Here is a 16,239-nt window from a genome sequence, read left to right as displayed (position 1 = left end):
GTGACGTGTGGCGAGTGACGAGTGGCGAGAGCCGCTCGTCGCTGGCCGAACGAGTGCGACGCGAGCTGTCGGGAGTGAGCAGGCGAACTCGCCACTCGCGGCTCGACACTCGCCACTTTCAAGCGAAGCGAGAAATCAATGACCGCACCGGTGACCCTGGCCGAGGCGAAGGCCTTTCTGCGCGTCGGGCATGATGGCGAGGATGGTCTGATCCAGACCCTGATTGAGGCCGCGCAGGCGCGGGTGGAAGGGAAGGTGGGCAAGGCACTGGATGCCGCCAGCCCGGCGCCGCTGAGGCTGGCGGTAATGATGCTGACCCTGATCGCGTACGAGCGCGGGCCGGGAGAGGTGTCGTCGGCCGCAGTCGAGGCGTGGATCGCCCCCTATCGCGCGGTGCGGCTGTGACGGCGGCGACGCGGCGGGTGTTGGCGGAACTGTTCGCCGTCACCCTGTCTGAGACCCCGTATGGCGGCCAGGCCCGGTCCTATGACCCACTGGGGACCGTGTGGCTGGCCCGAGGCCCGGCGCGGGCCCGCCAGAGGTCCGGCCCCGACGGGCAGAGGCGCATTGAGGGGCGGCGGGCCATCAGCGCGCCCGATCCGCGTCTGACGGCGGGGCGGGTGCTGGCCTTCGAGGGGGCCAACTGGCGCATCGTCGCGGTGGCGACGGTTCGCACCGATTTCGAACTGGATCTGGAGCGGCTGTCGTGAGCGATGACCTGGCCCTGCAGAAGGGTTTGATCGCGCGCCTGAAGGCCGATGCCACGCTGGCGGTCCTGATCGGGGGGCGGGTCTGGGATGCTGCGCCGCCCGAGGCCGCCTGTCCGCACATCCGGCTGGGACGGGGCACGGTGCGCCCGCTGGCCGGCGGCGGTGGCGCGATGGAGCACCAGCTGAGCCTGATCGTCGTGTCGCGCTTTGCCGGCACGGAAGAGGCGCGGGCCGTGGCGGCGGCGGTACGCCTGTGCCTGGCCGGCGCGAGTATCGAAGCCGATGGCGTCCGCAGTCTGGCGCTTGAAGTGCCGCAAAGCGACGTCCTGGCCGCCGATGACGGGACGGTGACCTGGGCGCTGATCCGCCTGAGGGCCGTGACCCAGGCGGTCTGATCCCAACCCAATCAAGGAGAATTTCATGGCAGCCCAGAGCGGCAAGGACCTGTTGCTGAAGATCGAGACGGACCCGGACACCTTTCTGACGGTGGCGGGGCTGAGGGCGCGGACGGTGTCGCTGAATGCGCGGGCCGTCGATGTGACGGATGCGGACAGCGCCGGGCGCTGGCGCGAACTGTTGGCCGGGGCAGGGGTGCGGACCGCCGCTATTTCCGGTCAGGGCGTGTTTCGCGACTCGGCGGCGGACGCCCGCATCCGCGAGGCCTTCTTCGCCCAGAGCACGGACCGCTGGCAGGTGATCGTTCCGGACTTTGGCCGTCTGCAGGGCCGGTTCGTCGTGTCGGCGCTGGAATATGCGGGGGAGCATGACGGCGAGGCGAGCTTTGCGCTGAGCCTGGCCAGTGCGGGCGAGCTGACCTTTGAGGCGCTGTGATGCGGACCGCCAATGGCGCGCGCGGCGAGGTGCTGGTCGAACTGGACGGAGCGCCGCGACGGCTGTGCCTGACGCTGGGAGCGCTGGCCGAGATCGAGACGGCGCTGGAGGTGTCGGGCATCGAGGCCCTGGCCGAACGTCTGAGGCGACCGACAGCGCGGGATCTGATGGCGGTGCTGGCCGCGCTTCTGAACGGCGGCGGTGAAGCCGAGTTGGCGGCGCGGCTGGAGCAGGCCTCCGTCTCGCCCCAGGCGGCAGCGGAGGCCGTGGCCCGGGCCTTTGAGGCAGTCGGGGAATGACGCCGGACTGGGCGGCGCGGCTGGAAGCCGCAGTCCGGCTGGGCCTGACGCCAGCCGCGTTCTGGCGTCTGTCGGTGGCGGAATGGCGGGCGCTGACACGGGCGCCGGGGCAGACCTCGCCGCTCGGACGGGCGGAATTCGAACAGTTGTGCCGGGCCTGGCCGGATGAGGGGGCGAGACAATGACGGACAGCTTTGGCCCGTCGGGGCTGGAGACCGTGCCGCTGGAAGCGGCCGAGGCCGCAGCGGCGCTGGAGGGCCTGAAGGCGCCGGCCGAGCGGGCGGCCCGCTCGATCGAGCAGGCGTTTGACCGGGCGGGCGAAAGTCTGGCGGCATCCCTCACCCGGGCGGCGGCGGACGGCGAAGTCACCCTGAGCGAGCTGGCCCGCGCGGTCCTGTCGGCGGCCAATGCGGCGGTCGGGACCCTGATGGGCGGGGGCGGCCTGGGCGAGGCGCTGGCGCAGGCGGTGAGCGGATTCGCGGGGGCGCGGGCGAGCGGCGGGCCGGTGGTGCCCGGCGGCGCCTATCTGGTCGGCGAACACGGGCCCGAGGTGTTCCGGCCGGTCCAGAGCGGGACTGTGGATGCGGTCCAGGGCGGCGGGCTGGTCGTCAATCTGACGCTGGAAGGCGGGGCGCCGGGACTGTTGCGGTCCGAGACCCAGATCGCCCAGGCCCTCGCCCGCGCCGTGGCGCTGGGCACGCGCCGGTACTGAGGGGACACACGATGAGTTTTCATGAGGTGAGCCTGCCAGCACGCCTTGCGTTCGGCTCGACCGGGGGCGTGGAGCGTCGGACCGAGGTGGTGACGCTGGCGTCCGGTCACGAACGGCGGTCGACACCGTGGGCCAGTGGGCGGCGGCGCTATCTGATCGGCGCGGGGCTGAGGTCGCTGGACGACATGGCGGCGCTGACGGCCTTTTTCGAAGCGCGACAGGGGCGACTGTACGGCTTCCGCTTTCGGGACTTTGCCGACTTCAAATCCTGCGCGCCCGGAGCGGAGCCTGGGCCGGGCGATCAGCAGATCGGGACCGGGGACGGGGTGGAGACGCGATTTCGGCTGGCCAAGACCTATGGCGGGCAGGTCCGGACGATTGCCAAGCCGGTGGAGGGGACGGTGCGGGTGGCGGTCGACGGTGTGGAGGTTGCCGGCGGCTGGGACGTCGACCTGACGACCGGCGAGGTCACCTTTGACGTGGCGCCCGCGGAGGGGGCCCCGATCACCGCTGGTTTTCAGTTCGACACGCCGGTCCGGTTCGACGCCGACCGGCTGGAGATCACGCTGGAGACCTTCGGCAGCGGGCGGATGGTGGCCATGCCGCTGATCGAGATCCGGGTCTGAGCCATGCGACAGATTCCCGAGGAGATGGCCGCCCGGATCGAGTCCGGCGCGGCGACGCTGTGTCATGCCTGGCGAGTTACGCGGGCGGACGGGGTGCATCTGGGATTGACCGACCACGACCGGGCGCTGGAAGTGGACGGCACGGTCTGTTCGCCAGTCGACGGGTTCGAGGCGGGCGTGCGCGAGGGCGAGGCGGGGTTTGAACCCGGCAGCCTGACCCTGGGCGGGTCTCGGGCCGGGGAGGGGGAGGGCCTGACGGGCGCCGCCATCGACGCCGGACTGTTCGACCGCGCGAGGGTGGAACTGTGGCGGGTCGACTGGTCAGAGCCGGAGCTGAAGGTGCGGCTGTGGGTCGGGAGCATCCGGGGCCTGCGCCGGGATGGCGGGCGGCTGACGGTTGAACTGGAGGGGCCGCTGGCCGCCCTCGATCGCCGGATCGGCCGGACCTATGGGCGGCTGTGCGACGCGCGACTGGGGGACAGCCGGTGCGGTGTGGATACGGCCGAGCACCCGGGCGTCCGGTGCGACAAGCGGTGGGAGACCTGCACCGGGACGTTCGCGAACGGGATCAATTTTCGCGGCTTTCCGGACATTCCGGGCGACGACTTCATCGCGGCGCGGCCCGCGGACGGAGGGCGGCATGACGGCCGCAGCCGTCGATGAGGACGGCTGCACTGGTGGCCGCGCGCAGCTGGCTGCGCACACCTTATCGGCATCAGGCGAGTCTGAAGGGACAGGGCGCGGACTGTCTGGGTCTGGTGCGGGGCGTGTGGCGGGAGGTGATCGGGCCGGAGCCCGAGACGCTGCCACCCTATTCCCCCGACTGGGCCGAGGCAGGCGGGGCCGAGACGCTGCGGGATGCGGCGCGGCGGTGGCTGGTCGAGATTGAGGTCGCGGCGGCGCAGCCGGGCGATGTGCTGCTGTTCCGCATGCGGGCCGATGTTCCGATCAAGCACTGCGGAATCCTGAGCGCGACCGGCGAGCCCGGGCCGCGGCTGATCCACGCCTATTGGGGGCGGTCGGTGATCGAGAGCTGGATGGGCGACTGGTGGCTGAGGCGGCGGGCGGCTGCCTTCACCTGGCCGGTCCGGGCAGACTGAAATCGAGGAGAGACGATGGCGCAGGCGGTACTGGGCGGACTGGGACAGGCGCTGGGCGGCGGCGTAGGGCAGGCGATCGGCCGGGCGCTGGGCAGCATGCTGGACCAGCGACTGGTGGCCAGTCTGGGGCCGGTCCGCCAGAAGGGGCCGAGGCTGGAGGCCCTGCGGCTGCAGTCAACGGCCGAGGGCGCGCCCATGGCGCTGGCGCTGGGGCGGGCGAGGGTGACGGGGCAGGTCATCTGGGCGGCGCGGTTTCTGGAGCAAAGGCACGAAGAAAGCGCCGGCAAGGGCGGACCTAGGGTCGAGTCCTACAGCTATTCGCTCAGCTTTGCCGTGGCCGTCTGTGAAGGGCCGATCGACGGCATCGGGCGGATATGGGCTGACGGCCAGCCACTGGACCGGGCGGGCGCGACGCTTCGCATCCATCGCGGCACCGAAGACCAGATGCCGGACCCGCTGATCGAGGCAGTGGAAGGGGCGGGCGCGGCACCGGCCTGTCGCGGGACGGCCTATGTGGTGTTCGAGGATATGCCTCTGGCGCCATTCGGCAATCGCGTGCCGCACCTGTCCTTTGAGGTATTCCGGCGGCCGCAAGGCGGTGCACCGACACTGGAGGACCGGCTGGAGGGCGTGTGCCTGATCCCCGGGGCGGGAGAGTTCGTGCTGACGACCGAGCCGGTGCTGCGGCGGGCGGGCCTGACCCGGACCGAGGCGGAGAACGTCAGCACGGTCGAGGGGCGGCCGGATCTGATCGTGTCGCTGGACCAGCTGCAGGCGGCCTGTCCGAACCTGAAGCGGGTGAGCCTGGTGGTTGGATGGTTCGGGACGGACCTCAGGGCAGGGCAGTGCACAATCCGGCCGGGCGTGGAACGGACCGACAAGCCGACCGAGCCGCTGGTCTGGTCGGTGGCCGGACTGGACCGGGCGAGCGCGCATCTGGTGAGCGAGGTGGACGGGACCCCGGCCTATGGCGGCACACCCTCGGACGACAGCGTCCGGCAGGCAGTGGCCGAGCTGAAGGCGAGGGGGCTGGAGGTCACGCTCTATCCCTTCGTCTTCATGGATATTCCGCCGGAGAACGGCTTGCCGGACCCCCATGGGGGCGGAGAGCAGGCGGCCTATCCCTGGCGGGGGCGGGTAACGGTGGAGAGTGCGGGGACGACGGGCGCCGAGGTGGCGCAGATGTTCGGAACCGCCGACGGCTGGGGGCTGAGGCGGATGGCGCTGCACTATGCGGCGCTTGTGGCCGAGACCGGCGCCGATGGGCTGTTGATCGGGTCGGAGATGCGGGGCCTGACGACGGCGCGCGATGCTGGCGGGGGCTATCCGGCTGTGGCGGCCTTCTGCGACCTGCTGGAAGAGTGCCGGGCCGTGGTGGGACCGGCGGTGAAGCTGTCCTATGCCGCCGACTGGTCAGAGTATTCAGGGCATCGACCGGATGACGGCTCGGGCGATGTGGTGTTTCACCTGGACCCGCTGTGGGCGCACCCCGCGCTCGATTATGTGGGCATCGACTGGTACCCGCCGCTGGGCGACTGGCGCGCGGGTGACGGCGGTCTGGATGCAGCGACCTATCCCGGGCCGGACGACCCTGCCTATCTGGCGATGCAGATGGCGGGGGGCGAGCATTTCGACTGGTACTATACCAGCGAGGCCGATCGTGCGGCGCAGCTGCGGACTCCGATTGCCGATCTGGCCCACGGCGAGGACTGGGTGTTCCGGGCCAAGGATCTGGCGGGCTGGTGGAGCCATGCGCACCACGACCGGCCCGGGGGAGTAAGGTCGGCGACCCCGACGGCCTGGCAGCCGGGCATGAAGCCGATCCGGCTGACCGAGTTCGGCTGTGCCGCTGTGGACCGGGGTGGGAATGCACCCAATCTGTTTCAGGACCCGAAGAGCGCCGAGAATGCGCTGCCGCCCGGCTCGACCGGCGGGCGGGACGACCGGATGCAGCGCCGGGTGCTGGAGGCGGTGCTGGGCCATTTTGCGGGCGAGAGGAATCCTGTCTCGACCGTCTATGGCGGGCCGATGGTGGAGGCGGCGGACGCCTGGTGCTGGGACGCGCGGCCGTGGCCGGCCTTTCCGGGGCGTCGGGACCTGTGGGCCGACGCCGGGGCGTGGCGGGCAGGACACTGGCTGAACGGGCGGCTGCTGGGCGATACGGAGGGTCTGCTGGGCGACCTTCTCGGGCGGGCCGGGCTACTCGACGAGATGGAGATCGGATCGGTTGCGGACCGGATCGACGGCTATGTGATCGACTGGCCCATGAGCGTGCGCGAGGCGCTGACGCCGCTGGTGGCCGGGCTGGGGCTCGGCATCACCGAGGCCGACGGACGCGTGACGTTGAGGGCGGAGGGAGACGGGCCTGTGGTGCATCTGGCGCCGTCCGACCTGGCCTTGCCCGAGGAGGGTGGGGCGGACCTGCGCGACCGGACTGTCGACGAGACGCCGGATCGGGTGCGGGTGCGCTATCTGAGCGCGACCCGGGATTACCAGACGGGGTCGGTCACGCTGAGCCGCGACACCGGAGGCGACGCCGTTGCGGGGCTGGATATCGATCTGCCGGCTGTCTGCGACGAGCGACAGGCGCGCCGATGCGCGGCCCGGGTCGCCGCGGGGCTGGAGGTGCCGGAGCGGCGGACGCTCAAGCTGGGGCCCCTGCAGGCGCTGATGCTGGAGCCGGGCGATACGGTGCAGATCGGCGACGAGGTGTCTCTGTGGCGCGTCGAACGCCTGACCCTGGATGAGGAGGCGCGCGCGGTCCTGACGCCGGTGGTGACGCCGGAGTTCGAGGACGTGGAGGACGTCTGGATCGCGCCCGATGCCGGTGGACCGGCCGGAGCGCCGTGGTTCCGGGTGCTGGAGCTTCCGCCGCTTGTGGGCCGCGGCGACAGCGGAGGCATGGTCGCTGCAGTGGCGGTCGAGCCCTGGTCGCCGCATGTCGTCACGGCCGGTCCGGATGCCCTGAGCCAGACGCAACGGGCGGTCGTCGGAGCACCGGCCGGTGTCGGGACCTTGACCGAACCGCTTGCCCCGGGGCCTTGCGGCCGGTGGGATGAAGGCCATGCGCTGACCCTGAGGGTGGAGGGCCGGACGCCAGAGAGCCGGGACGCGCTGTCGGTGCTGGGCGGGGCCAATGCGCTGGCCGTGGAGACGGAGAGCGGGTGGGAGATCGTGCAGTATCGGCATGCCGAAATGTTGGGGGACGATGTCTGGCGACTGTCGGGCCTGCTGAGGGGTCAGGGCGGCGGCGAGCCGGAAGCCGCAAGCGGTGCCGGCGCAGGGGCGGCGGTGGTCTTTCTGGACGACAGTCTGGCAGTCGTCGGCGCGAGGGAAGACGAATGGGGACTGCCCCTGCTGTGGCGGGCGGGGACTGGAGGAGCAACCCCCTCCGGGCCGTTCGTCAGTCAGCTGACCCATGTGCAGACGGGGCGCGCCGAACGTCCGTGGTCCCCGGTGCACCTGAAGGTCGAGGCACTGGAAGACGACCTGCGGTTGAGCTGGATCCCGAGGGTCCGTTCGGGAGGCGACAGCTGGGAGGGAGAGCCGGCGGCTGTGGACCCGACCCGGTTCCGCATCCGCATTCTGGATGGCGAGACCGAGCGCCGCGTGGTCGAGGTGACCTCGGCAGGGTGGATCTATGAGGCCGGGGATCGCGCAGTCGATTTTCCGGAGGGCTGCAGCGAAGGGCGGTTTGCCGTGGCCCAGGCGCGGGGGCGGGGCGGATGGGGGCCGGAAGCGCACGCGCCCCTTTGCGAAGGCGGTGGCATGCCCTAACTGATGGCCTTGAGCTATCAGGAGCGATGATCAGGCGTGGCAGGCGATCCCTATCAGGAACTGGGTGTGTCACGAGGCGCGAGCGCCGACGAGATCAAGAAGGCCTTTCGCAAGCTGGCCAAGGACTATCACCCCGACAAGAACCCGGGCGATAAGGCGGCCGAGGATCGGTTCAAGCGGATCACGGCGGCCTTTGACCTGCTGGGCGATGCGGACAAGCGCGCCAAGTTCGACCGGGGGGAGATCGATGCGGACGGTCGTGAGCAGTATCGCGGCTTCAGCGGCGGGGCGCGTGGGCAGGGCGGCTTCGGTCAGGGGGGCTTCGGCGGCGGCGGGGCAAGGACCACCTTCGACGACATCGACCTCGAGGACATCCTGGGCGGCATGTTCGGCGGCGGGGGTGCCCGGCCACGCGGCGGGGCCGGGCGTGGGCCCACGCGAGGCCAGGACGTCCGGGCCAGTCTGGAAATCAGTCTTGAGGACTCAATCCAGGGCTCGACGCGGCGCATCCAGTTTTCGGACGGGCGCACGCTGGACGTGACCATTCCCAAGGGGGCGGACGACGGCCAGGTGATCCGGCTGAAGGGTCAGGGCGTGCCCTCGCCCCGGGGCGGTCCGGCCGGGGATGCGCTGATCGAGCTGAAGATCGCGCCGCACAGCCTGTACCACCGCGAGGGGGCCGATCTGACCATGGATCTGGCCGTGCCGCTGGCCGATGCGGTGCTGGGCGGCAAGGTGGCCGTGCGAACGCCTGACGGAGTGGTGAACCTGACCGTGCCCAAGGGGTCGAACTCAGGTCAGGTCATGCGGCTGAAGGGCAAGGGCGCCTATGCCGGGGGTCGCCGGGGGGACCTGAAGGCCCGGCTGATGATCCAGCTGCCCGGCGAGGATGTCCCCGAGCTGACGAAAGCGGCCGAGGCTCTGCGGAAGCGGGCCCTGTGACCCGACCGATCAAGCCTGATGTGAAGCCTGCACGGCCGTGGTTCTCGTCGGGGCCAACCGCCAAGCGGCCCGGCTGGTCGGCCGACGGCTTGCCCACGGATTTGCTGGGTCGAGGAATCCGCGCGCCCGAGGTGGTGACCCGGTTTGCCGAAGGTCTGGCGCTGAGCCGGGAGGTTCTGGAGGTGCCGGAGGACTGGGCACTGGTCTATGTGCCCGGATCGGACACCGGGGCGGTGGAAGCCGCGCTCTGGAATTTGCTGGGTGCCCGCCCTGTGCAGGTCATGGCCTTCGAGAATTTCGGCAAGGTCTGGGCCACCGATGCGCGCGATCACCTGAACCTGCAGCCCGAGATTCTGGATGCGCCCTGGGGTCGCTTCCCCGATGTGACCCGGGTCGATCCCGCTGCCGATCTGGTCTTTCCGTGGAATGGCACGACCTCGGGTGTCCGGGCGCCGGGTGGAGACTGGCTTGCGACCGACCGGGAAGGGCTGGTGATCTGTGACGCCACGTCGGCGGCCTTTGCCATGGCCCTGCCGTGGGACCGGCTGGATGTGGTGACCTTCAGCTTCCAGAAGGCGCTGGGCGGCGAGGCCGGGCTGGGCATGGCGGCCCTGTCTCCGCGCGCGATCGAGCGCCTGGACCAGTTCGTGCCGCCGCGGCCGGTGCCCAAGGTGCTGCGGCTGAGGAATGACACCGGCTTCGACCGGGCCCTGGCCACCGGGTCGATGATCAACACCTTCTCGGTCATGACGCTGGAGGACTGGATCGACGCGCTTGTCTGGGCGAAGGCCGAAGGCGGGCTGGGTGCCCTGATCACCCGGACCGAGGCGAATGCCGCCGCGCTGGACGAATGGGTCGCGCGGACCGACTGGGTGGACTGGCTGGCCGAGGACCCGGCCACCCGTTCGACGACCTCGGTGTGCCTGAAGATCGTCCATCCGCGTGTGGCGGCGATGGATGATGAGGCCCGGCGCGAACTGGTCACACGGATGAAGGCCCTGCTTGAGGACGAAGGCGCGGCCTTTGACATCGAGGGGCACCGCAATGCGCCGGCGGGTCTGCGCGTCTGGTGCGGCTGTACGGTGGATGTCGAGGATGTCCGGGCGCTGACGCCCTGGCTCGACTGGGCGTTTGCGGTCGCGATGGCGGAATAATCCGCCGACTTCAGGCGACATCGGACGATTCCCCGGCTATAGGCTCGGCCCGCGTCGAAAGCGGAGAGTGACCCTTGGCGAATGTGACCGTGGTCGGAGCCCAGTGGGGCGACGAAGGCAAAGGCAAGATCGTCGACTGGCTGTCGAACCGGGCCGACTGGGTCGTCCGGTTCCAGGGGGGGCACAATGCCGGTCACACCCTGGTCGTGGGCGATGTCACGTACAAGCTGAGCCTGCTGCCGTCGGGCGTGGTGCAGGGCAAGCCGTCCGTGATCGGCAACGGTGTGGTCATTGACCCCTGGGCGCTGCGCGACGAGATCGCCCGGATCGAGGGACAGGGCGTCGAGATCACCTCCGACCTGCTGACCATTGCCGAGACGGCCTGTCTGATCCTGCCGCTGCACCGGGACCTGGATCAGGCGCGCGAGGCGCAGGCGGGCACCACCAAAATCGGCACGACGGGGCGCGGCATCGGCCCGGCGTATGAGGACAAGGTCGGGCGCCGGGCGATCCGCGTCGGCGACCTGACCGACCCGGACGCGCTGGATGCCAAGATCGAACGCCTGCTGGCGCACCACAATGCCCTGCGGAAGGGGCTGGACCTGCCGGAGGTCGATGTGCCCGCGCTCAAGGCCGAGCTGATGGCCATTGCGCCGGAGGTCCTGAAGTATGCTGGTCAGCCGGTCTGGCGTCTGCTGGATCAGGCGCACCGCGACGGCAAGCGCATCCTGTTCGAGGGCGCGCAGGGCTCGTTGCTCGACGTTGACCACGGCACCTATCCCTACGTCACCAGCTCGAACACGGTGGCGGGACAGGCGGCGGCGGGCTCGGGTCTGGGGCCGCGCTCGGTCGGCTATGTGCTGGGTATTGTGAAGGCCTATACGACCCGGGTGGGCGAGGGGCCCTTCCCGACCGAACTGTTCGACGACGACGGGCGGCGCATCGCCGAACGGGGCCGCGAGTTCGGCACGGTGACCGGGCGCGCGCGGCGCTGCGGCTGGTTCGACGCCGTGCTGGTGCGGCAGTCGATCGCCATCAACGGCATCTATGGCATCGCCCTGACCAAGCTGGACGTGCTGGACGGGTTTGAAACCCTGAAGATCTGCGTGGGCTACCGCGTGCAGGGTGAGACGCTCGACTATCTGCCGGCCGGTCTCAAGGCCCAGGCCGAGGTGGAGCCGATCTATGAAGAGGTGGAGGGCTGGTCGGAAAGCACCCAGGGCGCGCGCTCCTGGAAGGACCTGCCGGCGGCGGCCATCAAATATGTGCGGCGGATCGAGGAGCTGATCGGGGCGCCGGTGGCCCTCCTGTCGACCAGCCCCGAGCGGGACGACACTATCCTGATGCAGGACCCCTTTCACGGCTGAACCGGTTTCAATCCGGTTTTAACGCGTGGTTGTTAGGAGTGGGCGGTTCACTCCATGGGGGCTTTGCGTGTTGATTACCGACCGGCGCTTTCTGGCACGTCTGGAGCCCACTGTGGGCCGGGTGCTGATCCTTGACCCCAATGCCCATGCTGCGCGCCTGATCACCGATCTGATGAAGGGCCTAGGCGCCCGCGAGGTGGCGGTCGAGGCGAGCGATACGCGCGGCCTGCAGATGGCTGGTGCCCTGGATCCCGGGCTGATCTTCATCGAGCGGTCTGGCCCGCAACTGGACGGCGAGGGATTTACCAAGGCGCTTCGGCGTTCGCACCTCGCCTGTCGCCGTGTGCCGGTGATCATGGTGACGGCGGAAGCGACGGCCTCGACCATCAAGGGCGCGCGGGATTCGGGGGTGCATGAGTTTCTGCGCAAGCCCTTCACCAGTGCCGACCTGATCAAGCGGGTCGAGAACGTGGCGCTGAAGCCGCGCGACTGGGTCGAGGGCGTGAGCTATGTCGGGCCGGATCGTCGACGCTTCAACTCAGGCGAGTATTCCGGGCCGACCAAGCGTAAGAGCGACACGGTCAAGAGCGCCGCGGCCGAGGCTGTGGCGGTACGAGACCAGGCCATGAAGATTCTGGCGGCGGCCCTGGACCAGTTCGACAACGACCCGCCGCAAGCGGTTCGCGCCATTCGCCAGCAGGCCGAGACCCTGAAGGCGCTGGCGCTCAGGGTCTCGGATTCCCGACTGGTCGTGGCCGTGGGCGCACTGGAAGTGACGCTGGCGCAGGGCGGAATGACCAAGGCGGTGCTGGCCGCACCGATCGGTCAGCTTCTGGCGCTGCCGAAGCCCGGGGAAATCACCAGAAAGGCCAGCTGACCCGTCAGGGGTCAGGCGTCGACGAGATTGCGCTCGGTTGCGGCGGCCTGCATGGCTTTCTGCAGCTTCTCAAAAGCGCGGACCTCGATCTGGCGGACGCGCTCGCGGGAGACGCCGTACTGGCCGGCCAGCTCTTCCAAAGTGACCGGATCGTCCTTGAGGCGGCGTTCCGTCAGGATATGCTTCTCGCGATCCGTCAGCTCTTCCATGGCTTCCTGAAGGAGGCCCACGCGGATGTCGCGCTCCTCGCTTTCGGCGAGCTGCGTCTCCTGGCTGATGGCCGTGTCGTCGGCCAGCCAGTCCTGCCACTCGCTTTCGCCATCGGCGCGAAGCGGGGCATTGAGCGAGGCGTCGCCCGACAGGCGGCGGTTCATGTCCGTCACCTCCTGCTCCGACACGCCGAGCTTGGTGGCGATGGCGGACAGATGCTCGGGATGCAGATCGCCGTCCTCGAAGGCCGAGATCTGGCTCTTGGCCTTGCGAAGGTTGAAGAACAGCTTCTTCTGCGCGGCGGTCGTGCCCATCTTCACGAGCGACCAGCTGCGCAGGATGTATTCCTGGATCGAGGCGCGAATCCACCACATGGCGTAGGTGGCCAGGCGGAAGCCCTTGTCCGGGTCGAATTTCTTGACGGCCTGCATGAGGCCGACGTTACCTTCGGAGATCACTTCTCCGATCGGCAGGCCGTAGCCGCGATAGCCCATGGCGATCTTGGCCACGAGGCGCAGGTGGGAGGTCACGAGCTTGTGGGCGGCCTCGGTGTCCTGATGCTCACCCCAACGTTTGGCCAGCATGAACTCTTCGTCCTTGCTGAGCATGGGGAATTTGCGGATTTCCGAGAGATAGCGCGACAGTCCCTGTTCCGGCGACATGATCGCGAGGCTTGGCTTGGCAGTCATATGGTCCCTCCGACCTCAGAAACGAGCGGGTCCTGCGGAGACGGCCACGCGAATGTGCACCGACGCCTCACCCCTCAACAGTCGACGTGGGTATCCGTTGCGTCCTTGCCTAGAGGCGCTTTGTCACAGGCGCATCCGGGCGTGACACCGAAGCCACGATCAACCGCGAGGAGATATACCAGCACGTCCGTTGCTTTTCAATACTCTCTCGCGAGCGTCTCGATTCCGGGTCAGGCGAGCAGGTCAGCCTGATCCGGGTGGCGGCGGATGTAGGCCGCCGAATAGCTGCACAGCGGGACCACCTTCAGACCCTCGCGGCGGGCTTCGTCGAGCACATGGGCGGTCAGGCGCGCGGCGATACCGCGTCCCTCCAGCGGAGGTGGGACCTGGGTGGTGTTCAGCGTCAGTCGATCGCCGTCCCGGCTGTAGCCGATGAAGGCGGTTTCGCCCTCGAGGTCGAGTTCATAGCGCTGGTTCTCAGCATCGTGGCGGATCGGGTCGGTCATGGGGCCTCAGAAGAAGTCGACGTGGATGTGGTCGTCGTGGCGGGCGGCCTGGCAGCCCGCGAAGCGAACCTTTGAATGACCCCACAGGCCAAAGCGTTCCTCCAGGTGGGGCTCGATGAAGACGCGTCGCACCCGGTCGTCGGCGATCAGAATTTCGACCAGCGCCTTGGTTCGCCCGTTGTCCAGCCGCCAGGGACGGTCCGCCGGGGGATCCGGCTTTTCGGCGCGTCCGGAACGGCCTTCCGGACACGCCACGCGTTCGCCAGGGAGGGGCGGCTCCGCCGGCCAGTAGCCGCCCCAGTTACGGGTGTCGGGCACGTCGGCGAGGGGATGCCCCTCCGTGTCGGTGTAATAGAGCGCCAGATCGACCTGCCGACCGTCGCCATGGCTGAGATGGGGTGGGAAGGGGACAATCCCGTCCGGGCCGGACCCGTCCATGAAGCGGACGATTGCCTCGGGATAACGCGCCTGCAGGCGGGACGCCGCGTCGACCAGGGCATCGCGGGCTTCGGGTGTCATATAGTTGCGGCCCTGGCTGCAGTAGCGGGCAAACAGGGGCCTGAGACCTTGTGAGCCATCGCAGGAGAGGGAGACCAGACCGGCGGCGGTGGGCTCCGCGGGGCGCGCCCTCTCCTCCACTTCTGACCCGCAGGCCGAAAGGCCGACCAACAACGCCAGACCCGCGAAGCTTCTCACAGGGCCTCCAGCCGGTCCTGCAGGTCTCGCATGTCGGCGGGCGGCTCGGTTTCGAACCGCAGGGCCTCACCGGACACAGGGTGAACAAAGCCGAGCACCGCTGCATGAAGGGCCTGACGGTCGAGGCCCGAGGCGGAGATCGCGTCGCGGACGGACTGTGCGGGCGGGCCGGACCCGTAGACCGGATCTCCCAGAAGCGGGGCGCCCTTGGAGGCCATATGCACCCGGATCTGGTGGGTGCGACCGGTGTGGAGCGTGCAGGCAATGCGGGCGGCGAGCGGCGCGCCTCCCACCTTTGCAGGGTGACCAAAGGTGCGCTCGACGACGTAGTCCGTCACGGCCTCGCGCCCGCCGGTCTTCAGGACCGCCATCTTCTTCCGGTCATGGGTCGAGCGACCCAAGCGACTTTCGATCCGGCCCCGCTCCGGCGTCAGCGTGCCGCGGGTCAGGGCGATATAGGTGCGCTGGATATCGTGGGTGGCAAAGTGGGCCGACAGGCCCTGGTGCGCACGGTCGGACTTGGCCGCGACCATGACGCCGGAGGTCCCCTTGTCGAGCCGGTGAACGATCCCGGGGCGTGCGACCCCGCCGATGCCGGACAGGCTGGCCCCGCAGTGATGGAGAAGGGCGTTGACCAGGGTGCCGGTCTCGCTGCCCGGAGCGGGGTGGGTCGCCATGCCCGCAGGCTTGTCCACCACGACCAGATCGGCGTCCTCGAACAGGATCGTCAGGGGAAGAGGTTCGGGCTCGGGCTCGGCCGCGACCGGGGCCGGGAGCACGATCCGGTAAAGACCGGCCTCGGTGGAGCGGGCGCCGGCGTTCAGACGCTGATCGTCGCGACTGATTGACCCGCCAGACAGGAGCGCCTGGATGCGGGCGCGCGAGACCTCGGGCAGCGCTTGGCTGAGGGCCTTGTCCAGACGTTCCGGCGTGGCCTCGAGCTGGAGTTCGATGATGGAGGCGCCATCATCCTCATCGTCGGAATCGGTGGACGGGTGGTTCATGAGTGACGAAGCCTAGCACGGGAGCAGAACCCGCTCCGACGGAATTTGCGCGACGAGGGGACCTTGGGCATCTTCCCGTCTGCAAGGGAGAGGGCTCCATGAAATATCTCATCATCGGCGCTGTCGGGCTGGCGGCGCTGGCGGCACTCAGCGGCTGCGCGACCATGAGCGAGGACCAGTGCCTGGCAGGCGACTGGGGCCAGCAAGGCTACACCGACGGCTATGCAGGCTACTCCGAGAGCCGACTGGAAGATCACGCCAAGGCCTGCGCCAAATACGGGGTCGTGCCCAATTCCGCGGCCTATTTCTCGGCGCGTGAGGATGGCCTCCGCCAGTATTGCGTGCCGGAACGGGCCTTTTCGGAAGCGGCTCGCGGCAACAGCTATGCCGGGGTCTGCCGGGGGGCGGCCGAGGGCGCCTTCCTGTCCGCCTGGAGCGACGGCGAGACGCTATACCGTGCGGAACAGGCCGTTACCGAGGCGCGTAGCCGGGTCGACAGTCTGGGGGCGCGCGCCACCGAACTGGACGAGAAGATCGACTACTTCCAGGGACAGGCGCGCGACACCAACCTGACCGACGAGGCCCGCGAACAGGCGCGCAATCGCGTGCAGGAATTGCGCCGTGAGCGTCAACAGACGCTTCGCGAGTGGCGGGACGCCCAGGACTATCTGGACTACGCCGAACGCGAGGCCCGGGACGTCCGCTACTATCTGATCGGACGCTACGGCTTCTGATCTAA

The 16,239-nt window shown here is 69.3% G+C and carries 20 protein-coding genes; 16 read left to right on the top strand and 4 right to left on the bottom strand.

The window, feature by feature from the left end:
* Nucleotides 1–138: 138 nt before the first annotated feature.
* The 15 genes from LC068_RS06585 to LC068_RS06510 all read left to right on the top strand — a co-directional run bounded on the left by LC068_RS06585 (nt 139) and on the right by LC068_RS06510 (nt 12,395).
* On the top strand, nt 139–405 hold the full coding sequence (locus tag LC068_RS06585; protein ID WP_226635634.1) for a head-tail connector protein: 267 nt from the start codon (nt 139–141) through the stop codon (nt 403–405).
* A gap of 17 nt (nt 406–422) precedes the next feature.
* A complete protein-coding gene (locus LC068_RS06580; RefSeq protein WP_226635631.1) occupies nt 423–710 on the top strand; it encodes a phage head-tail adapter protein in 288 nt (95 codons plus the stop codon).
* Nucleotides 707–1,105 carry a DUF3168 domain-containing protein gene (locus LC068_RS06575; RefSeq protein ID WP_226635628.1) on the top strand — a complete coding sequence of 133 codons (399 nt, stop codon included), beginning with the start codon at nt 707–709 and terminating at the stop codon, nt 1,103–1,105. Before LC068_RS06580 ends, LC068_RS06575 begins: the two co-directional genes overlap by 4 nt.
* 25 nt (nt 1,106–1,130) lie before the next feature.
* A complete protein-coding gene (locus LC068_RS06570; RefSeq protein ID WP_209118446.1) occupies nt 1,131–1,541 on the top strand; it encodes a phage major tail protein, TP901-1 family in 411 nt (136 codons plus the stop codon).
* Nucleotides 1,541–1,840, top strand: coding sequence for a GTA-gp10 family protein (locus tag LC068_RS06565; protein ID WP_226635626.1), 300 nt, complete (start codon nt 1,541–1,543; stop codon nt 1,838–1,840). The genes LC068_RS06570 and LC068_RS06565 overlap by 1 nt, the downstream gene beginning before the upstream one ends.
* Complete coding sequence (locus tag LC068_RS06560; RefSeq protein ID WP_226635624.1) at nt 1,837–2,025, top strand: phage tail assembly chaperone; 189 nt, start codon at nt 1,837–1,839, stop codon at nt 2,023–2,025. Before LC068_RS06565 ends, LC068_RS06560 begins: the two co-directional genes overlap by 4 nt.
* Nucleotides 2,022–2,552: a phage tail tape measure protein gene (locus LC068_RS06555; RefSeq protein ID WP_226635622.1), complete on the top strand. Its 531-nt coding sequence runs from the start codon at nt 2,022–2,024 to the stop codon at nt 2,550–2,552. Before LC068_RS06560 ends, LC068_RS06555 begins: the two co-directional genes overlap by 4 nt.
* 11 nt (nt 2,553–2,563) lie before the next feature.
* Nucleotides 2,564–3,178 (top strand): DUF2460 domain-containing protein, encoded by a 615-nt coding sequence (locus tag LC068_RS06550; RefSeq protein ID WP_226635620.1) that lies wholly within the window; start codon nt 2,564–2,566, stop codon nt 3,176–3,178.
* Between the two features lie 3 nt (nt 3,179–3,181).
* On the top strand, nt 3,182–3,841 hold the full coding sequence (locus LC068_RS06545; protein WP_226635618.1) for a DUF2163 domain-containing protein: 660 nt from the start codon (nt 3,182–3,184) through the stop codon (nt 3,839–3,841).
* Nucleotides 3,838–4,278, top strand: coding sequence for an NlpC/P60 family protein (locus LC068_RS06540; protein WP_226635616.1), 441 nt, complete (start codon nt 3,838–3,840; stop codon nt 4,276–4,278). The genes LC068_RS06545 and LC068_RS06540 overlap by 4 nt, the downstream gene beginning before the upstream one ends.
* Before the next feature lie 15 nt (nt 4,279–4,293).
* Nucleotides 4,294–8,055 (top strand): baseplate multidomain protein megatron, encoded by a 3,762-nt coding sequence (locus LC068_RS06530; RefSeq protein WP_264182210.1) that lies wholly within the window; start codon nt 4,294–4,296, stop codon nt 8,053–8,055.
* A 36-nt stretch (nt 8,056–8,091) separates the two neighbouring features.
* Nucleotides 8,092–8,997, top strand: a complete 906-nt coding sequence (locus LC068_RS06525; RefSeq protein ID WP_226635613.1) for a DnaJ C-terminal domain-containing protein — start codon at nt 8,092–8,094, stop codon at nt 8,995–8,997.
* On the top strand, nt 8,994–10,151 hold the full coding sequence (locus LC068_RS06520) for a phosphoserine transaminase (protein ID WP_226635611.1): 1,158 nt from the start codon (nt 8,994–8,996) through the stop codon (nt 10,149–10,151). Before LC068_RS06525 ends, LC068_RS06520 begins: the two co-directional genes overlap by 4 nt.
* 74 nt (nt 10,152–10,225) lie before the next feature.
* Nucleotides 10,226–11,518 carry an adenylosuccinate synthase gene (locus LC068_RS06515; RefSeq protein ID WP_226635609.1) on the top strand — a complete coding sequence of 431 codons (1,293 nt, stop codon included), beginning with the start codon at nt 10,226–10,228 and terminating at the stop codon, nt 11,516–11,518.
* Between the two features lie 67 nt (nt 11,519–11,585).
* Nucleotides 11,586–12,395, top strand: a complete 810-nt coding sequence (locus tag LC068_RS06510; RefSeq protein WP_226635607.1) for a response regulator — start codon at nt 11,586–11,588, stop codon at nt 12,393–12,395.
* A gap of 11 nt (nt 12,396–12,406) precedes the next feature.
* Here LC068_RS06510 and rpoH read toward each other — a convergent pair whose 3' ends face one another.
* The 4 genes from rpoH to LC068_RS06490 form a co-directional block, all read right to left on the bottom strand.
* Nucleotides 12,407–13,294, bottom strand: coding sequence for an RNA polymerase sigma factor RpoH (gene rpoH, locus LC068_RS06505; RefSeq protein ID WP_226635605.1), 888 nt, complete (start codon nt 13,292–13,294; stop codon nt 12,407–12,409).
* A gap of 230 nt (nt 13,295–13,524) precedes the next feature.
* The gene (locus tag LC068_RS06500) at nt 13,525–13,800 is read right to left on the bottom strand and encodes a GNAT family N-acetyltransferase (RefSeq protein WP_209118472.1); all 276 of its coding nucleotides are present in this window, start codon (nt 13,798–13,800) and stop codon (nt 13,525–13,527) included.
* A 6-nt stretch (nt 13,801–13,806) separates the two neighbouring features.
* Entirely contained in the window at nt 13,807–14,319 is a 513-nt protein-coding gene (locus LC068_RS06495) for a hypothetical protein (protein ID WP_226635602.1), read from the bottom strand.
* 173 nt (nt 14,320–14,492) lie between these two features.
* Nucleotides 14,493–15,500 (bottom strand): RluA family pseudouridine synthase, encoded by a 1,008-nt coding sequence (locus tag LC068_RS06490; protein WP_226635601.1) that lies wholly within the window; start codon nt 15,498–15,500, stop codon nt 14,493–14,495.
* Between the two features lie 98 nt (nt 15,501–15,598).
* On the opposite strand from LC068_RS06490, the gene LC068_RS06485 reads away from it, so the two are divergent.
* Complete coding sequence (locus LC068_RS06485; protein WP_226635600.1) at nt 15,599–16,234, top strand: DUF2799 domain-containing protein; 636 nt, start codon at nt 15,599–15,601, stop codon at nt 16,232–16,234.
* Nucleotides 16,235–16,239 lie beyond the last annotated feature (5 nt).

It is taken from the genome of Brevundimonas poindexterae, from assembly GCF_020524625.1.
Classification (GTDB): domain Bacteria; phylum Pseudomonadota; class Alphaproteobacteria; order Caulobacterales; family Caulobacteraceae; genus Brevundimonas; species Brevundimonas poindexterae_A.
Note: the sequence above shows the minus strand (reverse complement) of the source record. Positions and strands in the feature narration are given on the sequence as shown.